The sequence below is a fragment of the Flavobacterium sp. GT3P67 genome (genome assembly GCF_004349155.1).
GTDB classification, from domain to species: domain Bacteria; phylum Bacteroidota; class Bacteroidia; order Flavobacteriales; family Flavobacteriaceae; genus Flavobacterium; species Flavobacterium ranwuense.
On the sequence record NZ_SMLF01000003.1, the window covers coordinates 41,923 to 66,819 of the forward strand.

Here is a 24,897-nt window from a genome sequence, read left to right on the forward strand (position 1 = left end):
TTTTTTTTTATTTATTTTTTAGAACAAGAAATTCAAACCTAATTTAAAATTTCTTCCTCTAGTAGTGTATCCGCGACTTTCAACAAAATCTTTATCCAAAATATTATCTACTGTACCAAAAATATTCAATCTATTTTTTATCAATTCATAACGAACAACGGCATTTACCAATTGATAGTCTTTCAAAATTTCGGAGTTTAAAACAGGATTATAAGTAGGCCCCGGGTAAGTCGTGTATTCTAAATATCTGTCTGACACAAATTGATACGCCAGATTAAAGGCAAGACGTGTTGATGCTTGCACATCCACGGAAGCATTTACTTTATGTTTTGGATTTAGAATACGAGATTGTCTTTCTAATTCGGTGAAAGTATAATTGGCATTGAATTTTACTTTATCATTAAAAGCATAAGAAATCATTGTTTCAAGACCTTTGGCTTTGTTTTTACCATCAACATTAAAGTATTTATAAGTCATCAAATCAAATCCTATTGCATCTTCCTCTTCTCTTTGAAAAACAACTACATTTAAAACCAATTTTTTATTTACTAAACTTACTTCAAAACCAACTTCGGCAGTCGCATCTTTCTCTGGAGATAAATCCAAATCACCATACGGAGAGTATAATTGGTACAAACTTGGAGTAACAAATGCAGTACTATAAGAAGCCAATACCTTTAATGATTCTGAAAAGCTATACGATGGATTTACGTTATACACTAAATTATTTCCGTATTTACTATGAATAGTATAACGTGCTCCGGCATTTAAATTTAATCCAAAGTCAGAATTATAAACAGCCGTTACATAGGGATCAATCATATTGAATTTTGCTACATCAGTTGTAATTGCATCATACTGGCTTGTGTTTGACATTTCGTGGAACTGAAATTGCGCTCCTGTAACCACAAATAATTGAGATGAAATTTCATATTTATTAAAGGCATCCACATTAACGCTTCTTGACTTTGCTTGAAATAAAGATCCATAACTAAAGATGTCACGGTTGATTACATTTGCACCCGTATTAATTACCAATTCTCCTTTATTATATTTATATTTTGGAGAAAAACCAACTCTAAATTGCTCTGAAAGGCTAAAGTTTGTTAAATCATCTGAAAATGAACCTGCATCAAAACCGTTTTTCATTCGGTCATAATTAGCAAAGAAATCCAACGATAATTTCTTAGTTGGCGTAAAACCAATTTTCACTAAAGAATTTACTCTTGAAAAATCATCGCTTTCAAATTTAGTATTTGAATTTAATGGTCTTGCCTCAGAAATTCCTGTAGTTTCAGTACTATTTAAAGAAGCAAAATAATTTACTTTTTCAAAACCACCATTTACAGCAAAGCCCTGATTGTAATCTTGTATGCTATAATTTGCATTTTTGGCAGCTGTTTGCGTACCAATATTCACGTATGCATTTCCAGCAATAGCTTTTTTACCTGCTTTTTTAAGTGTAATATTAATCACACCAGTTGCTGCTCCAGAGCCGTACAACGTACTTGAAGCGCTTTTCATAATCTCAATACTTTCAATTTGCTCCACAGGAAGCAATCTCAAATCATACGATAAACTAATCCCGGAAGCATCTGTTACCGGAACACCGTCAATCAAAATTAAAACCTGATGATTTCTTCCTCCACGAATGTAAAGTCCCAAATCTTTCCCATTACGACTCTGATTTCCATTGATTTCAACACCAGCTACCGTACTTAAAATTGAAGCTACTGATTGTCCTGCTTTTTTCTTCAAATCTGCAGCAGTAATTTTCACGATAACTTTTCCTGATTTTTCTTTTGCCAATGCAAATTTCGAATCGGAAACAACAATCTCATCAAGTTGTTTTGGCTCTTGTTCTTGTGCATACGTGTTCATTGCAAATAACAATGCAATCGCACTAAAGCGAATGAATTTTTTGTTCATTTTAAAAATGTAAATTTTAATAATTGTTGGGAGAAAAGCATAGAATGACCCATACCCAAACCTTTTTTCCCGAAAGTTTGATACTCGATGTAATAGGCAGGTCTCCTGGCTTGCGTCTTGTTGTTTACCTTCCCAAGAAACTGAAATGAATTCAGCTAACTCAGTGGTTTTGTAGATAACAACAAGCTTGGTAGCTTACAGTTGCGGGTACAGCGTGAGATTTTTGAATTTGAATAATGATTTCTGATTTTTAAATCTAAAATCGTTAATTTTCAATCACTCTCTTCCCTTTTAATGTGGTTTGAAAAAACAAACCTCAACCTCAATACGGCGGCAAAGATAAAATTATATTAAGTTAATAACCTAAATAATTGCGAATTTTATAATTCAATTTTAATTACAGCCCCAAAATCTACTTTATTCTGAAAAGCATCCTTTAGCGATATATCCGAAATTTTACATAAAAAACTTCGGATCACTCCAGCATGTGCCACAATGATTACTGGTTTTGAATTGGTTGCATGAAGTTCATTATTTATAAAATCAACTACTCGATCATGTAAATCTGTAAATGACTCTCCATTGGGTACACGAACATTTACAAAATCAGTCATCCAAGGTGTGAAATCATCAGGTGGAATTACATCCCAATTTTTCATTTCCCAATCCCCAAAATTCATTTCCATTAAACGGAAATCTTCATTAATAACAGCAATTTCTGAATTGTCTTTTATATAATTTGCCAAAAGCACACAGCGAAGCAAAGGACTCGAATATAATATTGCATCTTGAGGCAATTGGCTCAAAACAGAGTAAAAAACAGCGTCATAAGGCTCCATGATTTTCACATCCGATTGTCCATAACAAATTCCTTTTTCGCAAACCGTTTCCGTGTGACGTACTAAATAAACTTCCATAATGCAATAACTGATAGATAAAAAACTACTTCACAAACCTGTTGGGTTGCACCCAAACAATCTCCGGTATATCCATCAATCCATTTCTGAAAATAACGGGCTAAAAAAAATCGAGTCAGAAAAACAGGGATTAAAACCAACAGTATTTGCAATTGGTTATAGGATAAAATAACTAATGGTAGTAATCCAAAAAAGAAAGCTCCCACCACTTCTCTCCAGGAATAACTTTGTGCAATAGGCTTGCTTTTACTGGAAGCATCCTCACGAGAATATTCATGGGTAAAAACAATTGAAATCGCCGCTAACCGACTGATCGAATGCGCTGTAATAAGCAATAATAAAATTACAAATTGTGAATTGTAAATTATAAATTTAGGATTATCCGACACATCAATTAATTGAGTCAACCCTTGAAATTTAAGCACTAACAATAGCACTAAACCAATAGCTCCATAAGCACCAATGGCGCTGTCCTTCATAATCATCAGTATTTTTTCTTTGGTCCAACCGCCACCAAAACCATCGCAAACATCAGCAAAACCATCTTCATGAAAAGCTCCCGTCACTAAAACGGAAGCAATCATAGAGAAGATTATCGCAATTTCAGGAGCAATTAAATAATTAAAAACACAGTATACTCCAAAAGCAACGCTACCTACAATCCACCCAATTAATGGAAAATAACGGGACGCTTTATTTAAATAATCTGGATTATGATCGATGTTTTTAGGACACGGAATCCTGGTGTAAAACATTAATGCCGTAAAAAATATGTGTACTTCTTTTTTCATTTTTGGAATTATTTTTTGATTTTATTTCTCACGTAGAGACGCACTGCAGTGCGTCTCTACAATCGTACGTCTCTATCGTTTATCGACCGCTAACCCCCGCAGATTCAAAACTCGCCATATCATTCAAGAAAGCTACAGCCGACTCAATTATAGGAAAAGCAATGGCACAACCCGTTCCTTCGCCCAATCGCAAATCGAGTTGCAATATAGAACGAGCTCCTAGATAATCTAATATTTTTTGATGTCCTTGCTCAGCAGAAGAATGGCAAAAAATAGCATTTTTAATAATGGACGGATTCTTTTTAGAGGCAATTAAAAAAGCGACACTACAGATAAAGCCATCAACAAGAATCAACATATTGGCTTCTTTTGCCTGAAGCATTCCACCTACCATTTGCATGATTTCAAATCCACCGAAATAGGCTAACTTGTTATCTAAATCATCCGAACCATCATAATTAGCAAGGCATTTTTTAAGGATACTAATTTTTTGATTCAACTGTTCTTTATTTACACCAGTGCCTTTTCCTACGCAATCTTCAATTGGTAATTCTAAAATAATACTCATTAAAACTGAAGCAGTAGCTGTGTTCCCAATACCCATTTCACCAAAACCAATACAATTACTGCCCGTTTTTGCAATAGAGGCAACAATTTCACTTCCTTTCATAAAACACAATTCAACTTCTGTTTTACTCATTGCAGGTCCTTGTAAAAAAGAGTGTGTTCCCTTCCCTATTTTAGCCGAAATCAAATCCGTATTCATAGGAAAATCATAATTCACACCCGCATCTACAATAGCTAATTGAATCTTATTTTGTTTACAAAACACATTGATTGCTGCGCCACCACTCAAAAAATTACTCACCATTTGTCGGGTTACATCTTGCGGATAGGCACTTACACCATGATTTGCAATTCCGTGGTCCGCTGCAAAAACAACTATATTTGGTTTTGTAATTTTAGGTTCTAAAGTTTGAAACACGATACCGATTTGTTTGGCGAGCACTTCTAAAACTCCTAATGAACCCGTGGGCTTGGTTTTTTGATCGATTTTATGTTGTAACGCATTTGCAAAAGCAGCAGTATCAATTTCCTTTTTAGAATCAAAAAACACTTTCTCCACCTTACTTTCGTGCAAAATACTGATTTCCTCAACCAATGGAATTTCTTGTTTTTGTTTCCAATTCAGTTGTTGCAACATGGGTTGATTGTCATAATTAGTAGCCGGTTTTCCCACACAAAAATACCCCAAGGGCTCCATATTTTCAGGCAAGCCTAATAATTGCTTGAACTGATGGTAATTCAATATGGAAACCCAACCCATAGAATACCCTTGCTCGGTTAAAGACAACCATATATTTTGCGCCGCACAAACGGCACTAAACTTTACCGCTTCATTACTCCCAACGGTTCCAATCGTAAAATTATTCAAAACCGAACGGTCATAGCAAATGACCAAACCAAGTGGTGCTTCTTCAATCGCTTCCAACTTAAGAGCTTTGTATGCTAGTTTTTGTTGTTCGTCATCCGTTAGCGCAACAGCTTTTTCATCATAATCTAAAAACAAAACTTTAATAGCTTTCTTTATTTCAGCCGACTTGATCAGATAGTATTTTGTAGCATCAGTCAAACCCACAGAAGGTGCCCAATATCCCGCTTGCAGCGCTTTTTCTAGAACAGCATCCGGTACTTGATCCTCCGTAAAATGACGGGTGTCGCGACGGGATTTTAAGATTTCATCTAAATAAGTCATGTTTTTTTATTTAAAAGTTCAATGGCAAAAATCAATGACAATGGCAAAATTAATTTGAAAAAACATTGCTTTGATATTGATTTTGTTATTGAAAAGTTATTCTTCCCAAACAATGAAACAATAATTCTCATAGGTAATTCTAGTAAATTCGGGCAGTTCAATCGCTCCCGAAAACAGCGGACAATTAATTACCAACGTATGAAACTCCCCATTTTCACCACAAGGATCTATGCCTTTTTCGTGTAATTCGTGGGCTAATTCTTTGGTCAAAATTTTTCCCAAATAATGTTCTCCCATCATTATATTACAAGAAACAATCATCGTTACAATTCCGTTTTCAAGCATTTGGTTTACCAAAATAATTCGGTCTTGTTGCCACAAAGGTAAAATTGTTTTTAGCGATGCTGCTGCACATACTTTATCTTCCCAATCTTTGTGAGGTTGCAAATCAATATCACCAAAAACGGCTGCTTCCAAATCATATTTGGCTTTCAGCATTTTCAAAACTGCAATGAATTTGGCTTCATAATCACCCCAAGTTGCGGGAATTCCTTCCAGAGGTAATCCCATTTTTTGGGCTTGTTGATTCAAAATAGACAAAGGCAATCCGTGAGAACGGGAAACTTTTCCGTTTTCATTCATCATATTGAGCAGCACTTTTGGAATAAATCCTTGCTGAATTGCTTGCATCATTGCATAACAACTGTCTTTTCCGCCACTCCAAGAAGTTACAAAATTCATTTTTTCCCTTTTATCGTTACAGGAATTCCAGAAACCATAAGCACAACGGTATCGGCAGTTGCAGCTATATATTGATTCATCCAACCTTGAAGTTCGGTGAATTTCCTACCAATATGAGTTTCTGCATGAACGCCCATTCCTATTTCATTTGTTACAATAATTATAGTTGCATTTTCTTGATTGGCAATGGCGTCAAATTCGGCTTTAGCTTCTTCTAAGCACAAGGGAACATCGTTTTTAGTATCCACGAAAAAGTTCGTTAACCAAAGCGTAACACAATCGACGATAGCTACTTTTTCCGAAAAATCAATTTCGCTCAAGTGTTTTTCTTTTTCGATATTAATCCATCGTTCGTCCCGATCTTTTTGATGGCGATCGATTCTCTTTTGGAAATCATCATCCCATTTTCGGGCTGTAGCCACATACATTGGTTTATCCGACAATCCTTTTGCTAAATTTTCGGCATAACTACTTTTACCGGAGCGTTCACCGCCAGTTATTAAATATATCATTTTTATATTTTTTTAAATCCATACGGACAATGTCGACATCCATTGCCACAACAATTACCTCTTTTTAGATGAAACCAAGCTTTAAAAACATAGTTCCCATTTTCTAAATAATAGTCAATTCCTTCTATGAGATTCGTCGTTTTGGGTAAATCTTTGGCTTTATTATCCGTTGCAGTTTCAGAAGATAGTGTTGCAACATATTCGTCAATTTTAGTGGAGCAGGCAGTTGTAAAACAACTGGAACACAAGCAATCCACCACTTCTGACGGAGTAAAAATGGGTGGAAAATTATTGCACCAGCATTTACTTCCTTCAGGTGTGTCCCCACAATTAAAAGGAGTTCCGCAAGTAGAACAGTTTTTGACTTTAATGCTATTCATTTCGTAAAGATAGTATTTGTTCAATTTTTTACTGCTAAAAATAAACAAGAAATTTTATAAATTTGGTATACCTTTGTCGCTATCGAAAAATTAAATCATGAAATTCACCTTTAAATTAATCCTTTTTGTTCTCTCTTTTTCAACTTTCGTTGGATGTAAAAAAAGCGAAAACCTAACCGTAAAAGAAAGTACTGATTCAAAAAATGCAATCGAATATGCCTCGGGACTTTCTATTAATACCTACGAAGGATATTCAGTAGTGACGGTTTCAAATCCTTGGCCTGAAGCCAATAAAAACTTCACTTATATATTAAAAGAAAAAAACGGCAGCATTCCTGATAGCCTTCAAAAATACACAACAATTTCAGTTCCTTTAGAATCAATCGTCGTTACCTCAACGACCAATATTCCTTTTTTGGAAATGCTGGGAGTTGAAAAATCACTGGTGGGTTTTCCGCATACTGATTATGTTTCTTCTGAAAAAACCAGAAAACTAATTGATGGTGGCGCTGTTAAAAATATAGGACAAAACGAAAAATTAAACATGGAGCAACTCATTGATTTGGCGCCTAATTTAATTGTAACTTTTGGAGTTGACAACAACAATCCGATGATTGATAATTTACAAAAAAGCGGACTTAATGTACTCATACAAGCGGACTGGATGGAACAAACGCCGCTTGGAAAAGCAGAATGGATTAAGCTGTACGGTGCTTTATTTGGAAAAGAAAAAGAAGCCAAAACGCTTTTTGATGGAATCGTTAAAAATTACAATGACGCGATACAATTGGTTGCAACCCAACAACCAACAGCAACCGTTTTATACGGATCTATGTATCAAAATCAATGGTATGTAGCAAGAGGAAATAGCTGGGTAGCCCAATTTATGAAAGATGCCAAAGCAAATTATTTGTGGGCAAATGTGGAAGGAACAGGAAGTCTTAGTTTGCCTTTTGAAAAAATATTAGAGAAAGCAAAAACAGCGAAATATTGGATAGCAACAGGTTCTTTTAAAAATAGTACTGAATTCGAAAACAGCAATACGCATTACGGGCAATTTGACGCTTTAAAATCTAAAAATGTATATACTTTTGAAAGTAAATTAGGCGCAACAGGAGGAACCATTTATTATGAATTGGCGCCAAGCAGACCGGATTTGGTCTTGAAAGATTACATTAAAATCTTCCATCCTGAACTGCTTCCAAATTATACTTTTACTTTTGCACAAAAACTAAATTAAATTGGCGAATCAAAAACGAAATACGATTCTATTTTTCTTGCTTACTTTGGGGCTTGTTCTATTGTTTTTTGTAAACATTAGTTTTGGTTCCATCACCATACCTTTTAAAGAAGTCTATACCAGTTTAACGGGTGGTCAAGCGAGTAAATCTACTTGGGAATATATTATCATCAATTATCGGTTACCCAAAGCCATTACGGCAATTCTCGTTGGAATGGGATTATCAATCAGTGGTTTACTGATGCAAACTTTATTTCGAAATCCATTGGCCGGACCTTATGTTTTAGGACTGAGTTCTGGTGCCAGTTTAGGCGTTGCTTTCGTAATATTAGGAGCGAGCTTACTTCCGCCTTTTCTAAGTACAATTTTACTATCCTCGTATGGTGTTGTTTTAGCTTCAACTATAGGAAGCTCTATTGTATTACTCGCCGTTTTAATGGTATCACAACGGTTGCGCGATACAATGGCCATCTTAATTGTAGGGTTAATGTTTGGTAGTTTTACCAGCGCAATAGTAGGTGTTCTTACGTATTTTAGTTCGGCTGAACAATTGCAAAAGTTTACGTTTTGGTCCATGGGAAATTTAGGCAACTTATCGTGGTCTTCTATATTAATTTTATCCGTTTGTGTGGGAATTGGCTTATTATTAAGTCTGTTTAGCATCAAGCCACTGAATGCATTGTTATTGGGCGAAAATTACGCTCGCAGTTTAGGTTTGAATTTCAAAAAAACACGATTAATTATTATTTTTGCAACAAGTATTTTAGCCGGAAGCATCACCGCGTATGCAGGCCCAATTGCCTTTGTAGGACTGGCAGTTCCGCACATAGCAAAATTAGTATTCCAAACCAGCAACCATTCGGTTTTGTATTGGAGTACGTTACTTTTAGGGGCTTCGATTATGCTTATTTGTGATGTAATTTCAGAATTGCCCGGATTGGAGATCACTTTGCCAATCAATGCGGTGACGTCAATAATTGGGGCTCCTGTAGTAATTTGGTTGTTGGTCAGTAAACGAAAAATGATTGCCTAATGGAAAAAAAAATCATCTTACAAGCGTCTCAAATCAGCATTGGCTATTCTCATAAAAAAGAGAAAATCGTAGTGGCCTCGAATATCTCTATTACTTTAAAAAAAGGAAAACTGATTGCTTTAATTGGTGCCAATGGCATCGGAAAATCTACCCTTTTAAAAACGATAACGGGAATCCAGAAACCGCTTTCCGGTGCTGTATTCTTGAATGAAAAGAAAATTACTGATTACGAACCTTTGGATTTAGCACAAAACCTAAGTATCGTTTTGACTGAAAAATTACCGCCCAGTAATTTAACCGTTTTTGAACTCATTGCTTTAGGAAGACAGCCCTACACCAATTGGATGGGAACTTTATCGGATCTTGATATTGTAAAAGTTAACGAGGCCATGGCACTGACTCAAATCAGTCATTTAGCAACAAAAAAACATTATGAGATCAGTGACGGACAATTACAAAAAGTGTTGATTGCACGCGCATTGGCCCAAGACACTCCGTTAATAATTTTAGATGAACCTACCACTCATTTGGATTTATTGCATAAAGTAGCTTTATTCAAACTTTTGAAAAAGCTTACCCATGAAACCGGAAAATGCATTTTATTTTCTACCCATGATATTGATATGGCGATACAATTGAGTGACGAAATGATTATCATGACACCGGAAACAGTGCTTCAAGACGAGCCTTGTAATTTTATTTCTAAAGGAAGTTTTAATACTTTATTCAAAGATGAACATATTGTTTTTGACGCTGACAAAGGGAAGTTTACAATTGTCTAAATCATTGCCCTTTCAATAAATTAATACTGACAGTCGCTAAATCAGAATCCGGAAATCTCCTGAAGAAATTAGGATCCGGATACAATCCCGCTTCAGCAGCTACTTTGTGTAAAACCGGAATTTCAACAATATACTGATCCGAAAAGCCATGCGTGGCGTCATAAGCCGTAGCAGCCGTTTTCCCCAGATTAGCAGCAGTCAAATTTGGAGCAATCGTATGCAATTCAATCATTAACAATCCGAATTTCCGAACATATGGCGACCATTTATGCAGATGTTCCAATAGGTTTTCTTCGACCAAACTATTATGGATTCGTTCTCCTCTATGTGCAAATGCTCCAGTGGAATGACTCAGTCTGCCTTTGGTGATTTGTTTAGGCATTTCCCAAATTCGGTTGTGATCCAAGAAGGTTCGCACATTCAGCAAATCTTTCAAATCAATGTTATAATTTTCCAATAAATCATTGGCCAACAAATCCGGCTGGCCAATATCTCCCCAAATTACTTTGGCCCAAATATCAGCTTTGATTAAATTGGCTCGGGTTACTTTCAACGCCGCCTGGTTATAATCGGCACCCACAAGGAATAAAGGATAGTCATCCAGCATTTTTCCCCGCAAGGTTTGTCTTTCGATTACAGTATAAATATGTTCAATAAATGCTCCGTTTCCACAACCCATATCGAGAATTCCTTTTGGCTGATCCTCAATTGGCAAATTAAACAATTTGATAATAATTTCATCTACAACTTTAAAATACGTGTCATGTGCGCCTCCGCTTCCCCAAACATTCATTTCTCGGTCCACATGAATTTCATCTTCACCCTCGGCAACCGTTCGCAGTATATTTGGGTTACCAAAAAGCAAATCCTCCATTTTACTGAAAGTAGGCAAATAAGAAACCGTCACACCATAAGCAGCAGCTCTTTTGGCAAAAAACAAACCCATTTCCGTAAACTGATAATTCCCTTTTTTTTGGGTAAACCACCCCAAATGAGTAAAGAAATCGAGAATTATTTTGAAATTTTCGGGGGACTTATGAAATTCTTCGGGACGGAAGGAAATCTCCATAAAATATTTGTGAAACATGCCACTCATCCCAAGACGAACTAAAGTAGGACCTACCAAACATCCTTCTATATGTGTTAAAATCTGATGCTGAACAGAATTCGTCAGCGGATCAATCGAAAAAGAAATTTCGTAATTGCGCTTGTATTTTTCGAAAATAACACGCAACCGTTCAAAAGGAGCTTCTTCAAATAATCTAGGGTGAAATTGCATCGAAAAATGCAATAAATCAATCACATCTTTATACAAATGAAACATCGAAAAAGCAGTTTCACTTTTATCATTGATGCTAAATTTAATTGTATCGGTAGCATTATTGACATGATAATTCAGAAATCCTTGAGAACATAAATTCCGTAAACCCAAGTTGAGATAACCTTCATTTGCTTTAAAATGTGAGGTAAGTTCGGTAAGTGTCACTTCCTTTCGGTCAAGAATATAAGACAGCACTCCTTTTTTATGCAATTCATACGCAACAGGTGCAGTAACCAAACCATCCAAATGTTTGAAAATGGTACTTCTAAGGAGAACTTTATCAATCATAAAATAAGCTTTAAAGGAGGGAAAATACAATTTAATCCGGAATCACCTTCTCAAATATATGACATTTTACCCATAAAACGGACTGTATTTTTAGAGTCTAAAATTTACCGGTTATTTGCCTCTTTGCTTCGCCAATGACAAACGCCACTGAATTTGCAATATTGAAACTTCTAATTAACGGCGACATTGGAATTGTCAGATGATTGGGAAATTCGTTTAAGACAGCTGCACTCAAACCTTTACTTTCTTTTCCAAAAACCAACCAGTCACCATCTTGAAAATCATTCTCCAAATACGATTTTTCAGCATGGGAACTCATCAGGAAAACCCGGGATAAATCTGGAATTTGTACTTTCCATTCGGCTAGATTTTGATATTCTGTAACATCAAGGTGCACCCAATAGTCCAGGCCGGAACGTTTCAGGTTTTTATCATTAATGACAAACCCAAAAGGATGGATTAAGTGCAAACGGCTTTCGGTACCTACGCACAATCGGCCAATATTTCCCGTATTATTTGGGATTTCAGGTTCTACTAAAACGATGTTTAACATATTATACTTTTTTAAAGATTGAAAAATTAAAAAATTGAAAAATTCAGATCAAATCCTTTAAATTTCTATTTGAAAATTTTCTACTTCCAGAACTTCTCCCGCTTGTAAATCATTAAGATGTACGTTTCCTATTCGAACACGAACCAATCGTAACGTAGGAAAACCCACAGCAGCAGTCATTTTTCGTACTTGGCGAAACTTTCCTTCATTGACTGTAATGGAAGCCCAAGAAGTAGGTCCGTGACGTTCATCCCGTATTTTTTTCCCTCTTGCACCAAAATCGGGAATTTCGTTTATCAGGAACGCCTTGCAAGGTTTCGTTATGTATTTGGTGCCATTAAAACCTATTTCGACACCTTTTTGCAATTGCTCAATTGCTTCCTGATGGATAACCCCATCAACTTGAACATAGTATTCTTTATCGACTTTTTTACTTCTTATGATTTCGCTCATCATTCCGTCCGTGGTCAACAACAATAATCCTTCGGAATCTTCGTCAAGACGGCCTATTGCCATCGTTCCTTTGGGAAAATTGTGCAATTCTCCAAGCAGTTTCTTTTTTCTTTTTAACTCGTAAATAAACTGACTCAGATACCCGTAAGGTTTGTGAATGATGAAATGAGAATGAGACATTTTATTGTATTATTTGTGCGTGCAAATATAGTTTTGTTTTTGCTGGATTTAAAATAGTGTTGCGATACATTTATTGGTGTAAACCAAAAGCTAAGTTAAATGATTAAATTACTTCGTTTAAAAGACGTAATATTATAATAGCTAATATGATATCATTAAAATTAAACATCATGGAAAATAACGATTTAGGTTCAAAAAAAACAAACAATAAGCAAAATATAAACGAAGGATTTAGCGGTCAGAATCTAGCCAAAAATACGAATCCTGAAGTATCACATCTAAAATCAGAGGTAGAAACTGATAGTCATGGAAATCAAAAAATTGTTCAAAGAGCACGTAATATTGACGGAACTCTCGAACAGAATGAGGACTGTACTCCTAAAAACTTAAGTTCAGATGTCGCGAATGTTTCCGAAGAACAAGCTAAAAAAATGGTAGAAAATAAAGATCATAACTCAGACATCATCCCAAATCGATATCCTAATGAACATCCTGATAACAAAGAAGACAGAGGGAATATCAAACTAGACGAATAAAAATTAATTTAGTTTAAAAAGGCCAATACAAATCTAATTCCGTATTGGCCATTTTTATTTTCTATCTAAATTACTGCTTCTTATTTTCCCAATCCCAATCAATAAAGTCCCAAAAAAAAGAAAAGCCAATAGCATAAAAAAGCTGTTAAGCAACACTGTATTGTAACCCAACAGATTCACATCGATAAACGGATACGGGTAAAAATTAAAAAAAGCGCCCCGAATTAAAGTGTAAACCAAATATAAGGAAGGGAAAATCAGCCAAAGGAAAATGTCTTTGAATCCCAATGCTTTTTTAGGAACAAAAAGAATCCAATATACGAAAACCAAAATTGGAATAACCAAATGCAACAATTCATCCACTACTTTTTGAGAACCCGTTGGAGCCCATAAAAATCGCAGAATCGCATTGTAAACAAGTCCTACAATGGTGATGTATAACGTAATTGCTGTTGTGTTTTTAGGTTTCGAAAAAAACAAACCCCATTTGGATTTTGGCTTAAGCCAAAGAAAAGTAAAACATATAGCCACCAAAATATTCGTTTGAATCGTAAAAAAACTAAAAAATCGAACAATTGTCTCCGGAAGAGAGGCCACACGATTGATAATGATAAGATACAATTGCAATACAACAGCAAACCAACCGACAATAGCTATAATTGCAAAAAAACGAGAATTCAATTTTAAAGATTTATCCTGCATATTTTTAAAAGTATAAAAATTAATTGACAACTAAATTTACAAATCCCTCAATACTAAAACTTAAGGTAGTATTTTGATTTCCGAAAGGAAACAAGGAAACTTTTGTTTATTTTTACAAACTTACAAAAAGAAATTCTATGTCAAATATGCTTCCGTTTTTATTGATTTTCATTGTTGCTCTCGTTATTGGTATTTTCATCGGTAAACTGATTTTCTCTGCCCGATTCCAGTCGGAAAAAATTAGTTTAGAAGAAAAACTGATTGCATTTTCTTCCCAATTCAATCAACTAAAAGAACAGATTATTGTAGACAAAACAACTTTTGAAAAACAATTAGAAAACACCAATACTGAGAAAGAAAGTATTCGAAACGAAAAAGACAGCTTAGCCATCCAGCTTTCTAAAAAGGAAGTTGATTTTGAAAATCTTTGGGAGCGCAACAAAGAACAGAAAGAAGAAGTCGAAAAATTACAGGAAAAATTCACCAAAGAATTTGAGAATCTCGCCAATAAAATATTAGAAGAAAAGTCTACTAAATTCACGGAGCAGAACAAGGAAAACATGAAAAACATCCTGTCGCCTTTGCAGGATAAAATTCATTTGTTCGAAAAGAAAGTTGAAGACACACACAAAGAAAGTATTGATTATCATGCAGCTTTGCGCCAACAAATTCTAGGCTTACAAGAAATGAATATCCAAATGAGCAAAGAAACCATCAACTTGACAAAAGCTTTGAAAGGCGACAGCAAGATGCAGGGGAATTGGGGCGAATTAGTTTTAGAACGCGTTCTTGAAAAATCAGGATTAGAAAAAGGCCGTGAATATGAAGTACAACAAGCTTTCACTACCGAAGATGGAAATCGCGTTTTTCCTGACGTTGTCATCAATCTGCCGGATGGTAAAAAGATGATTGTCGATTCTAAAGTTTCTTTGACAGCTTATGAAAAATACATCAATGAGGAAGATGATATTCTGAAAATCGGATATCTAAAAGAACACGTCAATTCCATCAAACGCCATGTAGAACAATTAGGCAATAAAAATTACCACGATTTATACCAAATAGAAAGTCCTGATTTTGTCTTGCTTTTTATTCCTATTGAACCCGCATTTGCTATGGCACTTAATGAAGATACGAGTTTGTACAACAAAGCCTTTGAGAAGAACATTGTCATAGTTACGCCTGCGACTTTATTAGCTACTTTACGAACTATTGACAGCATGTGGACCAACCAAAAACAACAGGAAAACGCTTTGGAAATTGCGCGCCAAGCTGGCGCATTGTATGATAAATTTGAGGGTTTTGTAGGTGATTTAATCAAAATTGGAAAGAAGATAGACGAGAGTAAAATAGAATACAGCGGTGCCATGAATAAACTCGTGGAAGGAAAAGGAAACTTAATCGTGAGTGTGGAGAAATTGAAAAAAATGGGAGCCAAAGCGAAGAAAGCACTTCCGGAAAGCATATTAAATCGAGCAGAAAAAGACGAAAATCAACTTTTAAACTAAACAAAGAATGAGGAAATTTTTAATGGTTATTGCATTAATACTTGTAGTATCAGTTGCCGGTTATTTCGCTTTTTTATACAATGCCACGTATAGCGAAGGGGTACGTTCAGGCGAACTAATAAAAGTGAGCCGAAAAGGAGTTGCATTCAAAACTTGGGAGGGCGAAATAAGTCAAGGGATTTCTGGAGCACAGATTTTCTCTTTTTCGGTGATGGACAATCAGGAAAAAGTGATTACTGATTTGAAAGATATGGAAGGTAAATATGTTCAGGTAACTTATGTGGAACGCTATAGAACATTTCCTTGGTGGGGCGATACGCGCTACTTTATTACAGACGTAAAAATGGTGAATTCTCCTTTTAAAATAAAATAAATGAACCGTACCTTTAAAACTGTCGCATCCTCTAATATTCGAATTTCAGAATTGATGCTACCGTCACACACTAATTTTAGCGGAAAGATACACGGAGGTTATATTTTGTCTTTATTAGATCAAATCGCTTTTGCCTGCGCTTCAAAATTTTCAGGAAATTATTGCGTAACCGCTTCAGTAGATACCGTGAATTTCTTAAAACCAATAGAAGTAGGCGAACTCGTTACAATGAAAGCCAGTGTCAATTATGTAGGTAACAGTTCCATGATTATTGGCATTCGTGTAGAAGCCGAAAATATTCAAACGGGAAAAATTAAACATTGTAATTCGTCTTATTTTACTATGGTCGCCAAAGACAAAGAAGGCAATAGCATGCTTGTTCCCGGATTAATTCTGTCCAATCTTAATGAAGTACGTCGCTTTTGCAATTGCATCAAACAAATCGCCTTAAAAAAGGAAAAAGACCTACACGAAGAAAAGTTTGATTACACCTCAAAAGAATCATTAGAGAACTTAAAAAAATACAACATTAAGTTGGAACTATGATTGTAATAATCATTGGTAAAGACGGCTTTTCTACGAATATTACATTTTAGAATTACAACCTAATTTCTGATTAAAAAAACCTTGAAAAATTAACTGATTTGGTGATTTTTCAACGGCTTAATGCTTTTATTTCATTTGTTTATTTCGTAACTTTAAGTAATTTAATTCATAAACCACTATGAAAAAAATTACTCTAATAGTATTACTAGTTATTGCGTTTAGAACTATTGCTCAAGAAAAAATGGTAACTTATGGAGGCACCATACATTTTGAAGCTTCAATCCCTTTATTTGAAGAAGTGAAAGCAATGAATGAAAAAACAACCTGTATTTTGATAACTAAAACGGGACAGATTGCCTGTTGGATGAACATCAAAGATTTCAAATTTGAAAGAAATCTGATGGAAGAACATTTTAATGAAAACTACATGGAAAGCAACCGATATCCCAGAGCAGTTTTTAAAGGTAAAATCGAAAAATTTGATTTAAAAAATATCAATTCAGTCGCTAAAGAATATAAAATAAATGGGAAAATTACCATTCATGGCAGAACTAGAAAAATAGGCATTAATAGTACCCTAAAAAAAGTGGATAAACGAATTGAAATTAACGCTCAATTTCCCTTAAACACTGATGATTTTATGATTCAAATTCCTTTTATTGTTCGCAGCAAGATATCTAAAAGTGTAAACACACAACTCATTTGTGTCTTAGAATAAATCTATTTTGCTATACAATCTCTTAATGCCACTTCAAGATTTTTAAATTGAAATTGAAAACCAGTTTGTTCAATTTTATCAGATGAGACTCTTCTTCCAGTCAGGACAATTATAGCCATTTCCCCCAGTACCAATTTTAATACAAAAACAGGAATATTAGGCAACCAAATAGGATAACCAAAAATACGCGCCAATGTTTTAGAAAAAATAGTATTGGTCGTATTGTCATTCATTGCTGCGTTATAAGGTCCTTCCATATTTGAATCAACTATTGCCTGAAAATAGATGCTACATAAATCATCAACATGAATCCATGGCATGTATTGCTTTCCGGAACCCAATGCAGAACCCAATCTAAACTTGAATAAAGGAAGCAGTTTCTTTAAAAAACCATCATTTTTCCCTAATACCAATCCCGTGCGGATTTTTACGGTTCGAATATGCAAGTTTTCAATAAAATCCAAAGTCCCTTCCCATCTCTGGCAGGTATACCCTAAGAAATCATTTGCAGGAGGCGTGTTTTCTGAACAAATCTCTTCGCCATTTACGGCTCCATAAATACCTACCGCCGAAGCTGAAATAAAAGCTTCGAGTTTTTTATTGTTCTTTTTTAAAACGGAATACAACAACTGAGTAGATTTTTCCCGGCTGTCTATAATAGCAGCTTTTCGTTTGGCGGTCCATCTTTTCTCAGCAATATTTTCACCTGCTAAGTGAATCATATAATCAGCTTTTAAAACCGCTTCTTCATCGATAGTCTGATTTATAACATCCCATTTGTAATAGAAAATGTCACCCTTGTTTTGTTTTTCACTTCTACTCAAGATGGAAACTGAGTACCCTTTCGCTATCAATAAGCCTGTTAAATGGCTGCCAATAAATCCTGAACCTCCACTGATTAACACATTTTTTTTCATCATAATGTAAAGCTAATGATTTATAATGATATAAAATTATATTAAATTTTGTTTAACTTTATTAATATATAGTTAAACATTTCATATCTTTATACTTTAATTAGAAATATACAAAAAATGGCTGCTAAAAAAACAATACTAACAAAGGACAAAATAGTTTTAATGTACATGAACTATGTACTCGATCATAGTGAAAAACCGAAATCAGTATATCATTTTGCAAAAATAAATGATTTTACGGAAGCTGATTTCTATACATTCTTTGGAACTATAGAAAGTATCGAGAAAGAGATTTTTAAAATGTTTTTAGAAAAAACGGTAGAATTACTGAATAAAAACAAAGAATACGAGATGTATGATATGAAAAGTAAAATGCTAAGTTTCTATTTTACTTTTTTTGAAATTCTAACAGCGAACAGAAGTTATGTTATGCTCGTTTTAAAAGAACACAACATTCAATTAAAGAAACTAATGCAACTTTCTAAACTTAGAAACAGTTTTAAAAATTATCTGATTGAAATAATCTCAGACGAGTTTAGAACGCAACAAGAAAAACTTCAAAATTTCCAAGAGAAAGCATTTCAGGAAACGTCTTGGATACAACTTTTATTGACGCTAAAATTCTGGCTAGATGATTCTTCTCCTGCTTTTGAGAAAACAGACATCTATATTGAGAAGTCTGTAAAAGCCACATTTGAATTGATGAACATCACTCCGCTAGATAGCTTAATAGACTTTGGAAAATTTATTTTCAAAGAAAAAATATACAACAAGTAATGAAAACGATAGACTACATACCTACTACAAAAATTGAAAGAGCTACAAAACTGGTGCAAACAGGTGCAAAAGTTGGTGTAAACTACCTGAAATATTACGGAAAAAAAATGGTTAATTCAGATTTGACTCGTGACAAACTCAACGAAGATAACGCAGAAGATATTTATGACGGACTGAAAAGTTTGAAAGGAAGTGCGCTGAAAGTAGCGCAAATGTTAAGCATGGACAAAAGCTTTTTGCCGCAGGCTTATGTAGAAAAATTTTCACTTTCACAATTTTCTGTTCCTCCACTTTCGGCACCATTAGTGTTAAAAACCTTCAAGACAAATTTTGGAAAAACACCTTATGAAATTTTTGATGAATTCAATGCTAATTCTGTTAATGCCGCAAGTATAGGACAAGTTCATGTTGCAGTAAAAGATGGTAAAAAGCTGGCTGTAAAAATCCAATATCCTGGCGTTGCCAATAGTATTTCGTCAGATTTGGCTTTGGTAAAACCAATAGCGATTAGAATGTTTAACCTTCAGGGGAAAGATTCTGACAAGTATTTTAAGGAAGTTGAAGACAAATTGATTGAGGAAACCAATTATTTATTGGAATTGAAACAAAGCCAAGAAGTTGTTGAAGCCTGTAAAAAGATTGAAAATTTGGTTTTCCCGAATTACTATTCTGAATATTCATCGGAGAAGATTATCACGATGGATTGGATGACAGGAATACATCTTTCGGAGTTTACCAATAAAAATGACAATCAGGAAATCGCAGACAAAATTGGTCAAGCTTTATGGGATTTCTACATGTATCAGATACATATCCTGAAAAAAGTACATGCTGATCCGCATCCGGGAAATTTCTTGATTAACGATGAAAACCAATTAGTGGCACTGGATTTTGGTTGTATGAAACTAATCCCTAATGACTTCTATATTCCTTATTTCGAATTAATAAACAAAGAAGTAATTGATAACAAGAAACTTTTTAGCCAAAAATTATTCGAATTAGAAATCCTTAGAGTGGATGATTCCAAAGAGGAAGTGGCGTATTTCACTCAAATGTTTTACGATTTGTTATCGCTTTTCACTAAACCTTTTCAAACCGAAACTTTTGATTTCTCGGACGCAGCATTTTTTGAAAGCATCGCACAATTGGGCGAACGATTTTCAAAAGACACAAATCTTAGAAAAATGAATGGCAATCGAGGTTCCAAACACTTCATTTATATGAACCGAACTTTTTTTGGATTATACAATTTGATGTTTGATTTGAAAGCGAAAATCGTTGTCAATGAATATCAAAAATACAACTAGTGAAAAAGGGAAATCTGCCTTCAAAAATGTGTTTGGTTTGTAACCGACCTTTTAGCTGGCGGAAAAAATGGGAAAAGGTTTGGGACGAAGTCAAATATTGTAGTGAAAAATGCAAAAGAAACAAAAAGGGTTAGTCTGGTTTAGAAATGATTTGAGAGTCAATGATAATGAATCTTTGACAAATGCTATTGATGAAAATGAAATCGTAATCGCGATGTACTGTTTTGATCCAAGGCATTTTAAACAAACAAGATTTGGTTTTAAGAAAACAGAGAAATTCCAGGCTAAATTCCTAATTGAATCGGTAACAGCATTGAAACAAAATCTGGAAAAATTAAATATTCAACTTTTGGTGTATCATCAAAATCCCGAAGATTCTATTCCCGAAATTGTAGCTCAAAACGAAATTAATTCTGTTTACTTTCAAGAAGAATGGACAAGTGAGGAAATGGAAGTTTTAGAGAATATAAAATCGAAAGTTTCGGATTCAGTAGCGTTCAAAAGCACTTACAATCAGTTTCTATTTTATCCTGAAGACATTCCGTTTGACATTTCATCGATTCCAAATGTTTTTACACAATTCAGGAATCAGTGTGAAAAATTGACAAAAGTCAGATCTGAATTCGCAGTTCAACCGAAGTCTGAAGAAAATTGGACCACAAACGAAACTGTAATTCCTACGATGGAAACATTGGGATTTAGTGATTTTGAAATAGATTCCAGAACGGCATTTCCTTTTTGCGGTGGTGAAAACGAAGCGCTACAAAGACTGGAGCATTATTTTTGGAAAACCAAAAAACTAAGTGTTTATAAATTGACTCGCAACGGATTAATTGGGACTGATTTTAGTTCGAAATTTTCTCCTTGGTTGGCAAACGGTTCCATTTCGGCGAAAACTATTTATTGGGAGATTGTTAGATATGAGCAACAAATCAGGAAAAATGATTCTACGTATTGGTTGATTTTCGAACTGATTTGGAGGGATTATTTTAAATATGTTTCGATGAAAAATGGGAATTCGATTTTTAAAATTGGAGGAATTTTAGACAAAAAATACGATTGGAAAACCAATCCATCAGACATAAACAATTGGATTAACGGCACGACAGAAGAGCCTTTTGTAAATGCCAACATGATTGAATTACAACAAACAGGCTGGATGAGTAATCGCGGGAGACAAAATGTAGCATCTTATTTTGCAAAGGAGCTTCTGTTAGACTGGCGTATCGGAGCCGCTTATTTTGAAGCGATGCTTATTGATTACGATGTACACAGCAATTACGGGAATTGGATGTATGTTTCAGGAGTTGGAAACGACCTAAGAGATCGAAAATTCAATATTAAGCTACAAGCTGAAAATTACGACGGGCAATCAAAATTCCAGAAATTATGGCTGCAACAACAATTATTTTAAAAATTAAATGAATACAAACAAGAAACATATCAATGTAGTTTGGTTTAAAAGGGACCTTCGTTTACAGGATAACGAAGCGATTTTTAATGCTACACAAACTGATACACCTACTTTGTTGCTTTATGTATTCGAAAAATCTTTAGAAAACGATTCGCATTACAGTCCGAGACATTGGAATTTCATCAAGCAATCGCTTGTAGATATCAATAAACAACTGGAACAATCGAACACACATGTTTTAGCGGTGTCCTCAGAGGTGCTTCCCGTTTTCAATACTATACAAGAAACATATAAAATAGATTCGGTTTTTTCGCATCAGGAAACGGGATTAAAAATCACGTACGAAAGAGACAAAACCTTTAAACGTTTTTGTAAAAACAATCAAATCAATTGGGTTGAAAACACCAATAACGGAATTTTTAGAGCGTTGAGAAACAGAACGGATTGGGTTTCAAAATGGGAAAAATACATGAATGAACTCCAATTTATTTTTGATTCGAAAGCAGAAAATTTCCTCGATACGGAAGCAATAACAGAACTCGAAAAAGCATTAGAAAAGACAAATTTAGAAACCATTCCGGATACTGTTTTTCAAAAAGGAGGCAGCACAATGGCTGGTAAATATTTACAAAACTTCTTTGACGAGCGCTATCACAATTATAATTCCCATATTTCAAAACCTTTATTGGCTCGAAAAAGTTGCAGCAGATTATCCCCATACATTGCTTGGGGAAATATATCATCCAGGCAAGTTTTGCAAAAAGCAGCATCGTTCAGATTGACGTGCAGCCATAAAAAGCAAATTGACTCTTTTATATCCAGACTGACTTGGCAGGCCCATTTCATTCAAAAATTTGAAATGGAAGAAGTCATGGAGTTTGAAAGTGTCAATAAAGGCTTCCATTCGTTGAAAAAGAAAGTCAATGAAAATTATATTGAAGTTTGGAAAACAGGAAAAACGGGATTTCCATTAATCGATGCATCTATGCGGTGCTTGAATGAAACCGGTTATTTGAACTTTAGAATGCGTGCCATGTTAGTATCGTTTTTTACACATAATCTATGGCAACCTTGGCAAGAAGCTACACAACATTTATCACAAATGTTCTTGGATTTTGAACCCGGAATTCATTTTCCGCAGTTGCAAATGCAGGCTGGTGAAACCGGAATCAATATGTTACGTATATATAATCCAATAAAGAACAGTTACGAACACGATCCTGATGGTGAATTTATAAAAAAATGGGTTCCGGAATTGCGCAATTTGCCACGAGGATTTGTACATGAACCGTATAAAATGACCTATTTAGACCAGAAATTTAATGATTTCGAAATAGGCATCAGTTATCCGAAACCAATTGTAAATATGGAACGGACGAGAAAATTTGCCAGTGATTTTTTATGGAAAATGAAGAAAAATCCATTGGTAAAAGAGGAAAGTTCCCGCATATTAAAGTTACACACTATGGCTGATATTGGCGACAGCGAATAATTTTTCAATAGCAATTTGAATTAAATAAAATATCGTGACTATAAAAAAAGAACTTACTGATTTAGACAAAGACCGAATCATAGAAATGGCTTGGGAAGACCGAACCACATTTGATGCGATTTTAATGCAATTTGGATTAAAAGAACAAGAAGTAATCGACTTGATGCGCATCGAAATGAAACCTTCGAGTTTTAGAATGTGGCGCGAAAGAGTGCAAGGCCGTAAAACAAAACATGAAAAATTAAGGGATTTTAAGAAAGGACGTTTTAAATGTACCATGCAAAGACAAATTAATAATAACAAAATTTCCAAACGATAAAAATTAGTGTTCAGTGAACAGTAATCTGTTAAAACAACAATATATATAAAATGAAAAACATAGTAATCATTGGTGGTAGTAAGGGAATTGGTAGTGCAATTTTGTTGCAACAATTAGAAACAAACATGGTGTACAACATTAGTAGAAACACGCCAGATATCACACATCCCAATCTGAAACACTTTTCTGCAGATGTTTTGCAGGATGCACTTCCGGAAATAGAAACTATTGACACCTTGATTTACTGTCCGGGTTCCATCAATTTGAAACCAATAGGAAGTCTTAGTATCGATGATTTTAGAAATGATTTTGAAATTAATGTAATTGGCGCAGTAAAAGCCATTCAGAAATATTTACCTGTTTTAAAAAAGGGAACTAATCCATCGATTGTTTTGTTTAGCACCGTAGCCGCAAAATTAGGAATGCCGTTTCATGCTAGTATTGCTACCGCAAAAGCAGGAATTGAAGGATTAGTGAAATCGCTGGGAGCAGAATTGGCTTCGGTAGTACGCATCAATGCCATTGCTCCCACGATTACCGAAACATCACTTTCGGCAGGTATTTTAAGAAATGATCGAATGAAAGAAAATATGGTGGAACGCCACCCGATGAAAGGTTATTTGAAACCGGAAGAAGTGGCCAATATGGCAAACTTCCTGATTTCTGAAAATACGAAATCAATCTCAGGTCAGATATTCGAAATGGATTACGGAATAGTGACTTTTAAAATCTAAAAAAATAATTAGCCAAACTTAATATTGAAAGACAGCATACCATGATAAAAGAAATGAAAAGTTACGAAAAAATCGAACAATACGATACTGAAATAACGGAAGCTTTAGCTGCTAATTATAGAGTAATAATTGAAAATTTAGGGGAAGATGTTACTCGTGAAGGTCTTGAAAAAACACCTGAACGTGTTGCAAAAGCAATGCAATATCTAACTCATGGTTACGGATTAGATCCTTTGGAAATACTAAAATCAGCGATGTTTATCGAAGACCATCAACAAATGATTGTGGTAAAAGACATCGAAGTTTACTCTATGTGTGAACACCATATGTTGCCGTTTTTTGGAAAAGCACATGTCGCTTATATTCCAAATGGTAAAATTGTAGGTTTAAGTAAAATCCCAAGAGTCGTGGATGCTTTTGCCAGAAGAATGCAAGTTCAGGAACGATTGACAGACCAGATTAAAAACTGTATTCAGGACGCTTTGAATCCACTTGGTGTAGCCGTTGTTATTGAAGCCCAACACATGTGCATGCAAATGCGAGGCATTCAAAAACAAAACTCAGTTACCACAACATCATCTTTCACCGGTGCTTTCGAAAAAGACAAAACCAGAAAAGAATTTATTAGTTTGGTTTCTAATAAACTGAGTTAATTTTAATAACATCACGATTTTTAAA

29 protein-coding genes and 1 riboswitch are annotated in these 24,897 nt (G+C 34.7%); of the genes, 17 read left to right on the forward strand and 12 right to left on the reverse strand.

The features are described 5' to 3' along the window. Positions 1–18: 18 nt before the first annotated feature. The 7 genes from E0H99_RS06505 to E0H99_RS17395 form a co-directional block, all read right to left on the reverse strand. Entirely contained in the window at positions 19–1,929 is a 1,911-nt protein-coding gene (locus E0H99_RS06505; protein WP_131992726.1) for a TonB-dependent receptor plug domain-containing protein, read from the reverse strand. A gap of 77 nt (positions 1,930–2,006) precedes the next feature. Beyond that, positions 2,007–2,263, reverse strand: a riboswitch (cobalamin riboswitch). A 46-nt stretch (positions 2,264–2,309) separates the two neighbouring features. Then, positions 2,310–2,846 (reverse strand): alpha-ribazole phosphatase, encoded by a 537-nt coding sequence (cobC, locus tag E0H99_RS06510; RefSeq protein ID WP_131992729.1) that lies wholly within the window; start codon positions 2,844–2,846, stop codon positions 2,310–2,312. After that, a complete protein-coding gene (locus E0H99_RS06515) occupies positions 2,831–3,637 on the reverse strand; it encodes an adenosylcobinamide-GDP ribazoletransferase (protein ID WP_131992732.1) in 807 nt (268 codons plus the stop codon). Before E0H99_RS06515 ends, cobC begins: the two co-directional genes overlap by 16 nt. 79 nt (positions 3,638–3,716) lie before the next feature. Further along, positions 3,717–5,393: a nicotinate-nucleotide--dimethylbenzimidazole phosphoribosyltransferase gene (cobT, locus tag E0H99_RS06520; RefSeq protein WP_131992735.1), complete on the reverse strand. Its 1,677-nt coding sequence runs from the start codon at positions 5,391–5,393 to the stop codon at positions 3,717–3,719. Between the two features lie 96 nt (positions 5,394–5,489). Beyond that, on the reverse strand, positions 5,490–6,134 hold the full coding sequence (locus E0H99_RS06525; RefSeq protein ID WP_131992738.1) for a diphthine--ammonia ligase: 645 nt from the start codon (positions 6,132–6,134) through the stop codon (positions 5,490–5,492). Next, complete coding sequence (gene cobU / locus E0H99_RS06530; protein ID WP_131992741.1) at positions 6,131–6,646, reverse strand: bifunctional adenosylcobinamide kinase/adenosylcobinamide-phosphate guanylyltransferase; 516 nt, start codon at positions 6,644–6,646, stop codon at positions 6,131–6,133. The genes E0H99_RS06525 and cobU overlap by 4 nt, the downstream gene beginning before the upstream one ends. A 2-nt stretch (positions 6,647–6,648) precedes the next feature. Beyond that, positions 6,649–6,855: a DUF5522 domain-containing protein gene (locus E0H99_RS17395; protein WP_240723460.1), complete on the reverse strand. Its 207-nt coding sequence runs from the start codon at positions 6,853–6,855 to the stop codon at positions 6,649–6,651. Here E0H99_RS17395 and E0H99_RS17400 point away from each other — a divergent pair. From E0H99_RS17400 to E0H99_RS06550, 4 genes are all read left to right on the forward strand, one after another. Then, positions 6,773–7,033, forward strand: coding sequence for a hypothetical protein (locus tag E0H99_RS17400; RefSeq protein ID WP_233206937.1), 261 nt, complete (start codon positions 6,773–6,775; stop codon positions 7,031–7,033). The two genes, E0H99_RS17395 and E0H99_RS17400, sit on opposite strands and share 83 nt — an antisense overlap. Positions 7,034–7,123: 90 nt before the next feature. Then, the gene (locus E0H99_RS06540) at positions 7,124–8,266 is read left to right on the forward strand and encodes an ABC transporter substrate-binding protein (protein WP_131992747.1); all 1,143 of its coding nucleotides are present in this window, start codon (positions 7,124–7,126) and stop codon (positions 8,264–8,266) included. Position 8,267: 1 nt separating this feature from the next. Further along, positions 8,268–9,299 (forward strand): iron ABC transporter permease, encoded by a 1,032-nt coding sequence (locus E0H99_RS06545; RefSeq protein WP_131992750.1) that lies wholly within the window; start codon positions 8,268–8,270, stop codon positions 9,297–9,299. Continuing rightward, positions 9,299–10,081, forward strand: a complete 783-nt coding sequence (locus tag E0H99_RS06550; RefSeq protein ID WP_131992752.1) for an ABC transporter ATP-binding protein — start codon at positions 9,299–9,301, stop codon at positions 10,079–10,081. Before E0H99_RS06545 ends, E0H99_RS06550 begins: the two co-directional genes overlap by 1 nt. Before the next feature lies 1 nt (position 10,082). On the opposite strand, the gene E0H99_RS06555 is transcribed toward E0H99_RS06550, so the two are convergent. The 3 genes from E0H99_RS06555 to E0H99_RS06565 all read right to left on the reverse strand — a co-directional run bounded on the left by E0H99_RS06555 (position 10,083) and on the right by E0H99_RS06565 (position 12,876). Continuing rightward, positions 10,083–11,690 (reverse strand): class I SAM-dependent methyltransferase, encoded by a 1,608-nt coding sequence (locus E0H99_RS06555; protein ID WP_131992755.1) that lies wholly within the window; start codon positions 11,688–11,690, stop codon positions 10,083–10,085. A gap of 97 nt (positions 11,691–11,787) precedes the next feature. Then, positions 11,788–12,243: a tRNA (cytidine(34)-2'-O)-methyltransferase gene (locus E0H99_RS06560; RefSeq protein ID WP_131992758.1), complete on the reverse strand. Its 456-nt coding sequence runs from the start codon at positions 12,241–12,243 to the stop codon at positions 11,788–11,790. A gap of 57 nt (positions 12,244–12,300) precedes the next feature. Next, on the reverse strand, positions 12,301–12,876 hold the full coding sequence (locus tag E0H99_RS06565; protein WP_131992761.1) for a pseudouridine synthase: 576 nt from the start codon (positions 12,874–12,876) through the stop codon (positions 12,301–12,303). A gap of 170 nt (positions 12,877–13,046) precedes the next feature. Here E0H99_RS06565 and E0H99_RS06570 point away from each other — a divergent pair, with 170 nt between their 5' ends. Continuing rightward, a complete protein-coding gene (locus E0H99_RS06570) occupies positions 13,047–13,412 on the forward strand; it encodes a hypothetical protein (protein ID WP_131992764.1) in 366 nt (121 codons plus the stop codon). Between the two features lie 54 nt (positions 13,413–13,466). Here the strand turns inward: E0H99_RS06570 and E0H99_RS06575 are convergent, their stop codons facing one another. Further along, entirely contained in the window at positions 13,467–14,114 is a 648-nt protein-coding gene (locus E0H99_RS06575) for a Pr6Pr family membrane protein (protein ID WP_131992767.1), read from the reverse strand. Positions 14,115–14,251: 137 nt separating this feature from the next. Here E0H99_RS06575 and rmuC point away from each other — a divergent pair, with 137 nt between their 5' ends. The 4 genes from rmuC (at position 14,252) to E0H99_RS06595 (ending at position 17,259) form a co-directional block, all read left to right on the forward strand. Continuing rightward, entirely contained in the window at positions 14,252–15,622 is a 1,371-nt protein-coding gene (gene rmuC, locus E0H99_RS06580; RefSeq protein ID WP_131992770.1) for a DNA recombination protein RmuC, read from the forward strand. Positions 15,623–15,629: 7 nt separating this feature from the next. Next, a complete protein-coding gene (locus E0H99_RS06585; protein WP_131992773.1) occupies positions 15,630–15,995 on the forward strand; it encodes a 6-phosphogluconate dehydrogenase in 366 nt (121 codons plus the stop codon). Further along, positions 15,996–16,541, forward strand: coding sequence for an acyl-CoA thioesterase (locus E0H99_RS06590; RefSeq protein WP_131992776.1), 546 nt, complete (start codon positions 15,996–15,998; stop codon positions 16,539–16,541). Between the two features lie 178 nt (positions 16,542–16,719). Further along, positions 16,720–17,259, forward strand: coding sequence for a YceI family protein (locus E0H99_RS06595; protein WP_131992779.1), 540 nt, complete (start codon positions 16,720–16,722; stop codon positions 17,257–17,259). A 2-nt stretch (positions 17,260–17,261) separates the two neighbouring features. On the opposite strand, the gene E0H99_RS06600 is transcribed toward E0H99_RS06595, so the two are convergent. Beyond that, entirely contained in the window at positions 17,262–18,179 is a 918-nt protein-coding gene (locus tag E0H99_RS06600) for a TIGR01777 family oxidoreductase (RefSeq protein ID WP_240723452.1), read from the reverse strand. Positions 18,180–18,293: 114 nt separating this feature from the next. Between E0H99_RS06600 and E0H99_RS06605 the strand changes: the two genes are divergently transcribed. From E0H99_RS06605 to folE, 8 genes are read left to right on the forward strand one after another with little or no spacing between them, the layout of a single operon-like run. Next, positions 18,294–18,953, forward strand: a complete 660-nt coding sequence (locus E0H99_RS06605) for a TetR family transcriptional regulator C-terminal domain-containing protein (RefSeq protein WP_131992782.1) — start codon at positions 18,294–18,296, stop codon at positions 18,951–18,953. Further along, complete coding sequence (locus tag E0H99_RS06610) at positions 18,953–20,260, forward strand: ABC1 kinase family protein (RefSeq protein ID WP_131992784.1); 1,308 nt, start codon at positions 18,953–18,955, stop codon at positions 20,258–20,260. Before E0H99_RS06605 ends, E0H99_RS06610 begins: the two co-directional genes overlap by 1 nt. Further along, positions 20,260–20,394, forward strand: coding sequence for a DUF2256 domain-containing protein (locus E0H99_RS06615; protein ID WP_131992787.1), 135 nt, complete (start codon positions 20,260–20,262; stop codon positions 20,392–20,394). Before E0H99_RS06610 ends, E0H99_RS06615 begins: the two co-directional genes overlap by 1 nt. Beyond that, positions 20,370–21,674, forward strand: a complete 1,305-nt coding sequence (locus tag E0H99_RS06620; protein WP_131992790.1) for a DASH family cryptochrome — start codon at positions 20,370–20,372, stop codon at positions 21,672–21,674. Before E0H99_RS06615 ends, E0H99_RS06620 begins: the two co-directional genes overlap by 25 nt. Positions 21,675–21,681: 7 nt before the next feature. Continuing rightward, positions 21,682–23,166, forward strand: coding sequence for a cryptochrome/deoxyribodipyrimidine photo-lyase family protein (locus E0H99_RS06625; protein ID WP_131992793.1), 1,485 nt, complete (start codon positions 21,682–21,684; stop codon positions 23,164–23,166). Between the two features lie 34 nt (positions 23,167–23,200). Then, positions 23,201–23,485, forward strand: coding sequence for a TIGR03643 family protein (locus E0H99_RS06630; protein ID WP_262711301.1), 285 nt, complete (start codon positions 23,201–23,203; stop codon positions 23,483–23,485). A gap of 50 nt (positions 23,486–23,535) precedes the next feature. Further along, the gene (locus E0H99_RS06635; protein ID WP_131992795.1) at positions 23,536–24,219 is read left to right on the forward strand and encodes an SDR family NAD(P)-dependent oxidoreductase; all 684 of its coding nucleotides are present in this window, start codon (positions 23,536–23,538) and stop codon (positions 24,217–24,219) included. 53 nt (positions 24,220–24,272) lie between these two features. Next, positions 24,273–24,872, forward strand: a complete 600-nt coding sequence (gene folE / locus E0H99_RS06640; protein WP_131992798.1) for a GTP cyclohydrolase I FolE — start codon at positions 24,273–24,275, stop codon at positions 24,870–24,872. Positions 24,873–24,897: the final 25 nt, after the last annotated feature.

Coding starts and splice junctions, on each gene's coding strand:
- E0H99_RS06570 (WP_131992764.1), top strand. CDS start 13,047: ATGGAAAATAACGATTTAGGTTCAAAAAAAACAAACAATAAGCAAAAT.
- E0H99_RS17400 (WP_233206937.1), top strand. CDS start 6,773: ATGAGATTCGTCGTTTTGGGTAAATCTTTGGCTTTATTATCCGTTGCA.
- rmuC (WP_131992770.1), top strand. CDS start 14,252: ATGTCAAATATGCTTCCGTTTTTATTGATTTTCATTGTTGCTCTCGTT.
- E0H99_RS06600 (WP_240723452.1), bottom strand. CDS start 18,179: ATGATGAAAAAAAATGTGTTAATCAGTGGAGGTTCAGGATTTATTGGC.
- E0H99_RS06605 (WP_131992782.1), top strand. CDS start 18,294: ATGGCTGCTAAAAAAACAATACTAACAAAGGACAAAATAGTTTTAATG.
- cobC (WP_131992729.1), bottom strand. CDS start 2,846: ATGGAAGTTTATTTAGTACGTCACACGGAAACGGTTTGCGAAAAAGGA.
- E0H99_RS06565 (WP_131992761.1), bottom strand. CDS start 12,876: ATGTCTCATTCTCATTTCATCATTCACAAACCTTACGGGTATCTGAGT.
- E0H99_RS06575 (WP_131992767.1), bottom strand. CDS start 14,114: ATGCAGGATAAATCTTTAAAATTGAATTCTCGTTTTTTTGCAATTATA.
- E0H99_RS06595 (WP_131992779.1), top strand. CDS start 16,720: ATGAAAAAAATTACTCTAATAGTATTACTAGTTATTGCGTTTAGAACT.
- E0H99_RS06525 (WP_131992738.1), bottom strand. CDS start 6,134: ATGAATTTTGTAACTTCTTGGAGTGGCGGAAAAGACAGTTGTTATGCA.
- E0H99_RS06560 (WP_131992758.1), bottom strand. CDS start 12,243: ATGTTAAACATCGTTTTAGTAGAACCTGAAATCCCAAATAATACGGGA.
- E0H99_RS06585 (WP_131992773.1), top strand. CDS start 15,630: ATGAGGAAATTTTTAATGGTTATTGCATTAATACTTGTAGTATCAGTT.
- E0H99_RS06590 (WP_131992776.1), top strand. CDS start 15,996: ATGAACCGTACCTTTAAAACTGTCGCATCCTCTAATATTCGAATTTCA.
- E0H99_RS06625 (WP_131992793.1), top strand. CDS start 21,682: ATGAATACAAACAAGAAACATATCAATGTAGTTTGGTTTAAAAGGGAC.
- E0H99_RS06620 (WP_131992790.1), top strand. CDS start 20,370: ATGCAAAAGAAACAAAAAGGGTTAGTCTGGTTTAGAAATGATTTGAGA.
- cobT (WP_131992735.1), bottom strand. CDS start 5,393: ATGACTTATTTAGATGAAATCTTAAAATCCCGTCGCGACACCCGTCAT.
- cobU (WP_131992741.1), bottom strand. CDS start 6,646: ATGATATATTTAATAACTGGCGGTGAACGCTCCGGTAAAAGTAGTTAT.
- folE (WP_131992798.1), top strand. CDS start 24,273: ATGAAAAGTTACGAAAAAATCGAACAATACGATACTGAAATAACGGAA.
- E0H99_RS06610 (WP_131992784.1), top strand. CDS start 18,953: ATGAAAACGATAGACTACATACCTACTACAAAAATTGAAAGAGCTACA.
- E0H99_RS06550 (WP_131992752.1), top strand. CDS start 9,299: ATGGAAAAAAAAATCATCTTACAAGCGTCTCAAATCAGCATTGGCTAT.
- E0H99_RS06515 (WP_131992732.1), bottom strand. CDS start 3,637: ATGAAAAAAGAAGTACACATATTTTTTACGGCATTAATGTTTTACACC.
- E0H99_RS06555 (WP_131992755.1), bottom strand. CDS start 11,690: ATGATTGATAAAGTTCTCCTTAGAAGTACCATTTTCAAACATTTGGAT.
- E0H99_RS06635 (WP_131992795.1), top strand. CDS start 23,536: ATGAAAAACATAGTAATCATTGGTGGTAGTAAGGGAATTGGTAGTGCA.
- E0H99_RS06505 (WP_131992726.1), bottom strand. CDS start 1,929: ATGAACAAAAAATTCATTCGCTTTAGTGCGATTGCATTGTTATTTGCA.
- E0H99_RS06540 (WP_131992747.1), top strand. CDS start 7,124: ATGAAATTCACCTTTAAATTAATCCTTTTTGTTCTCTCTTTTTCAACT.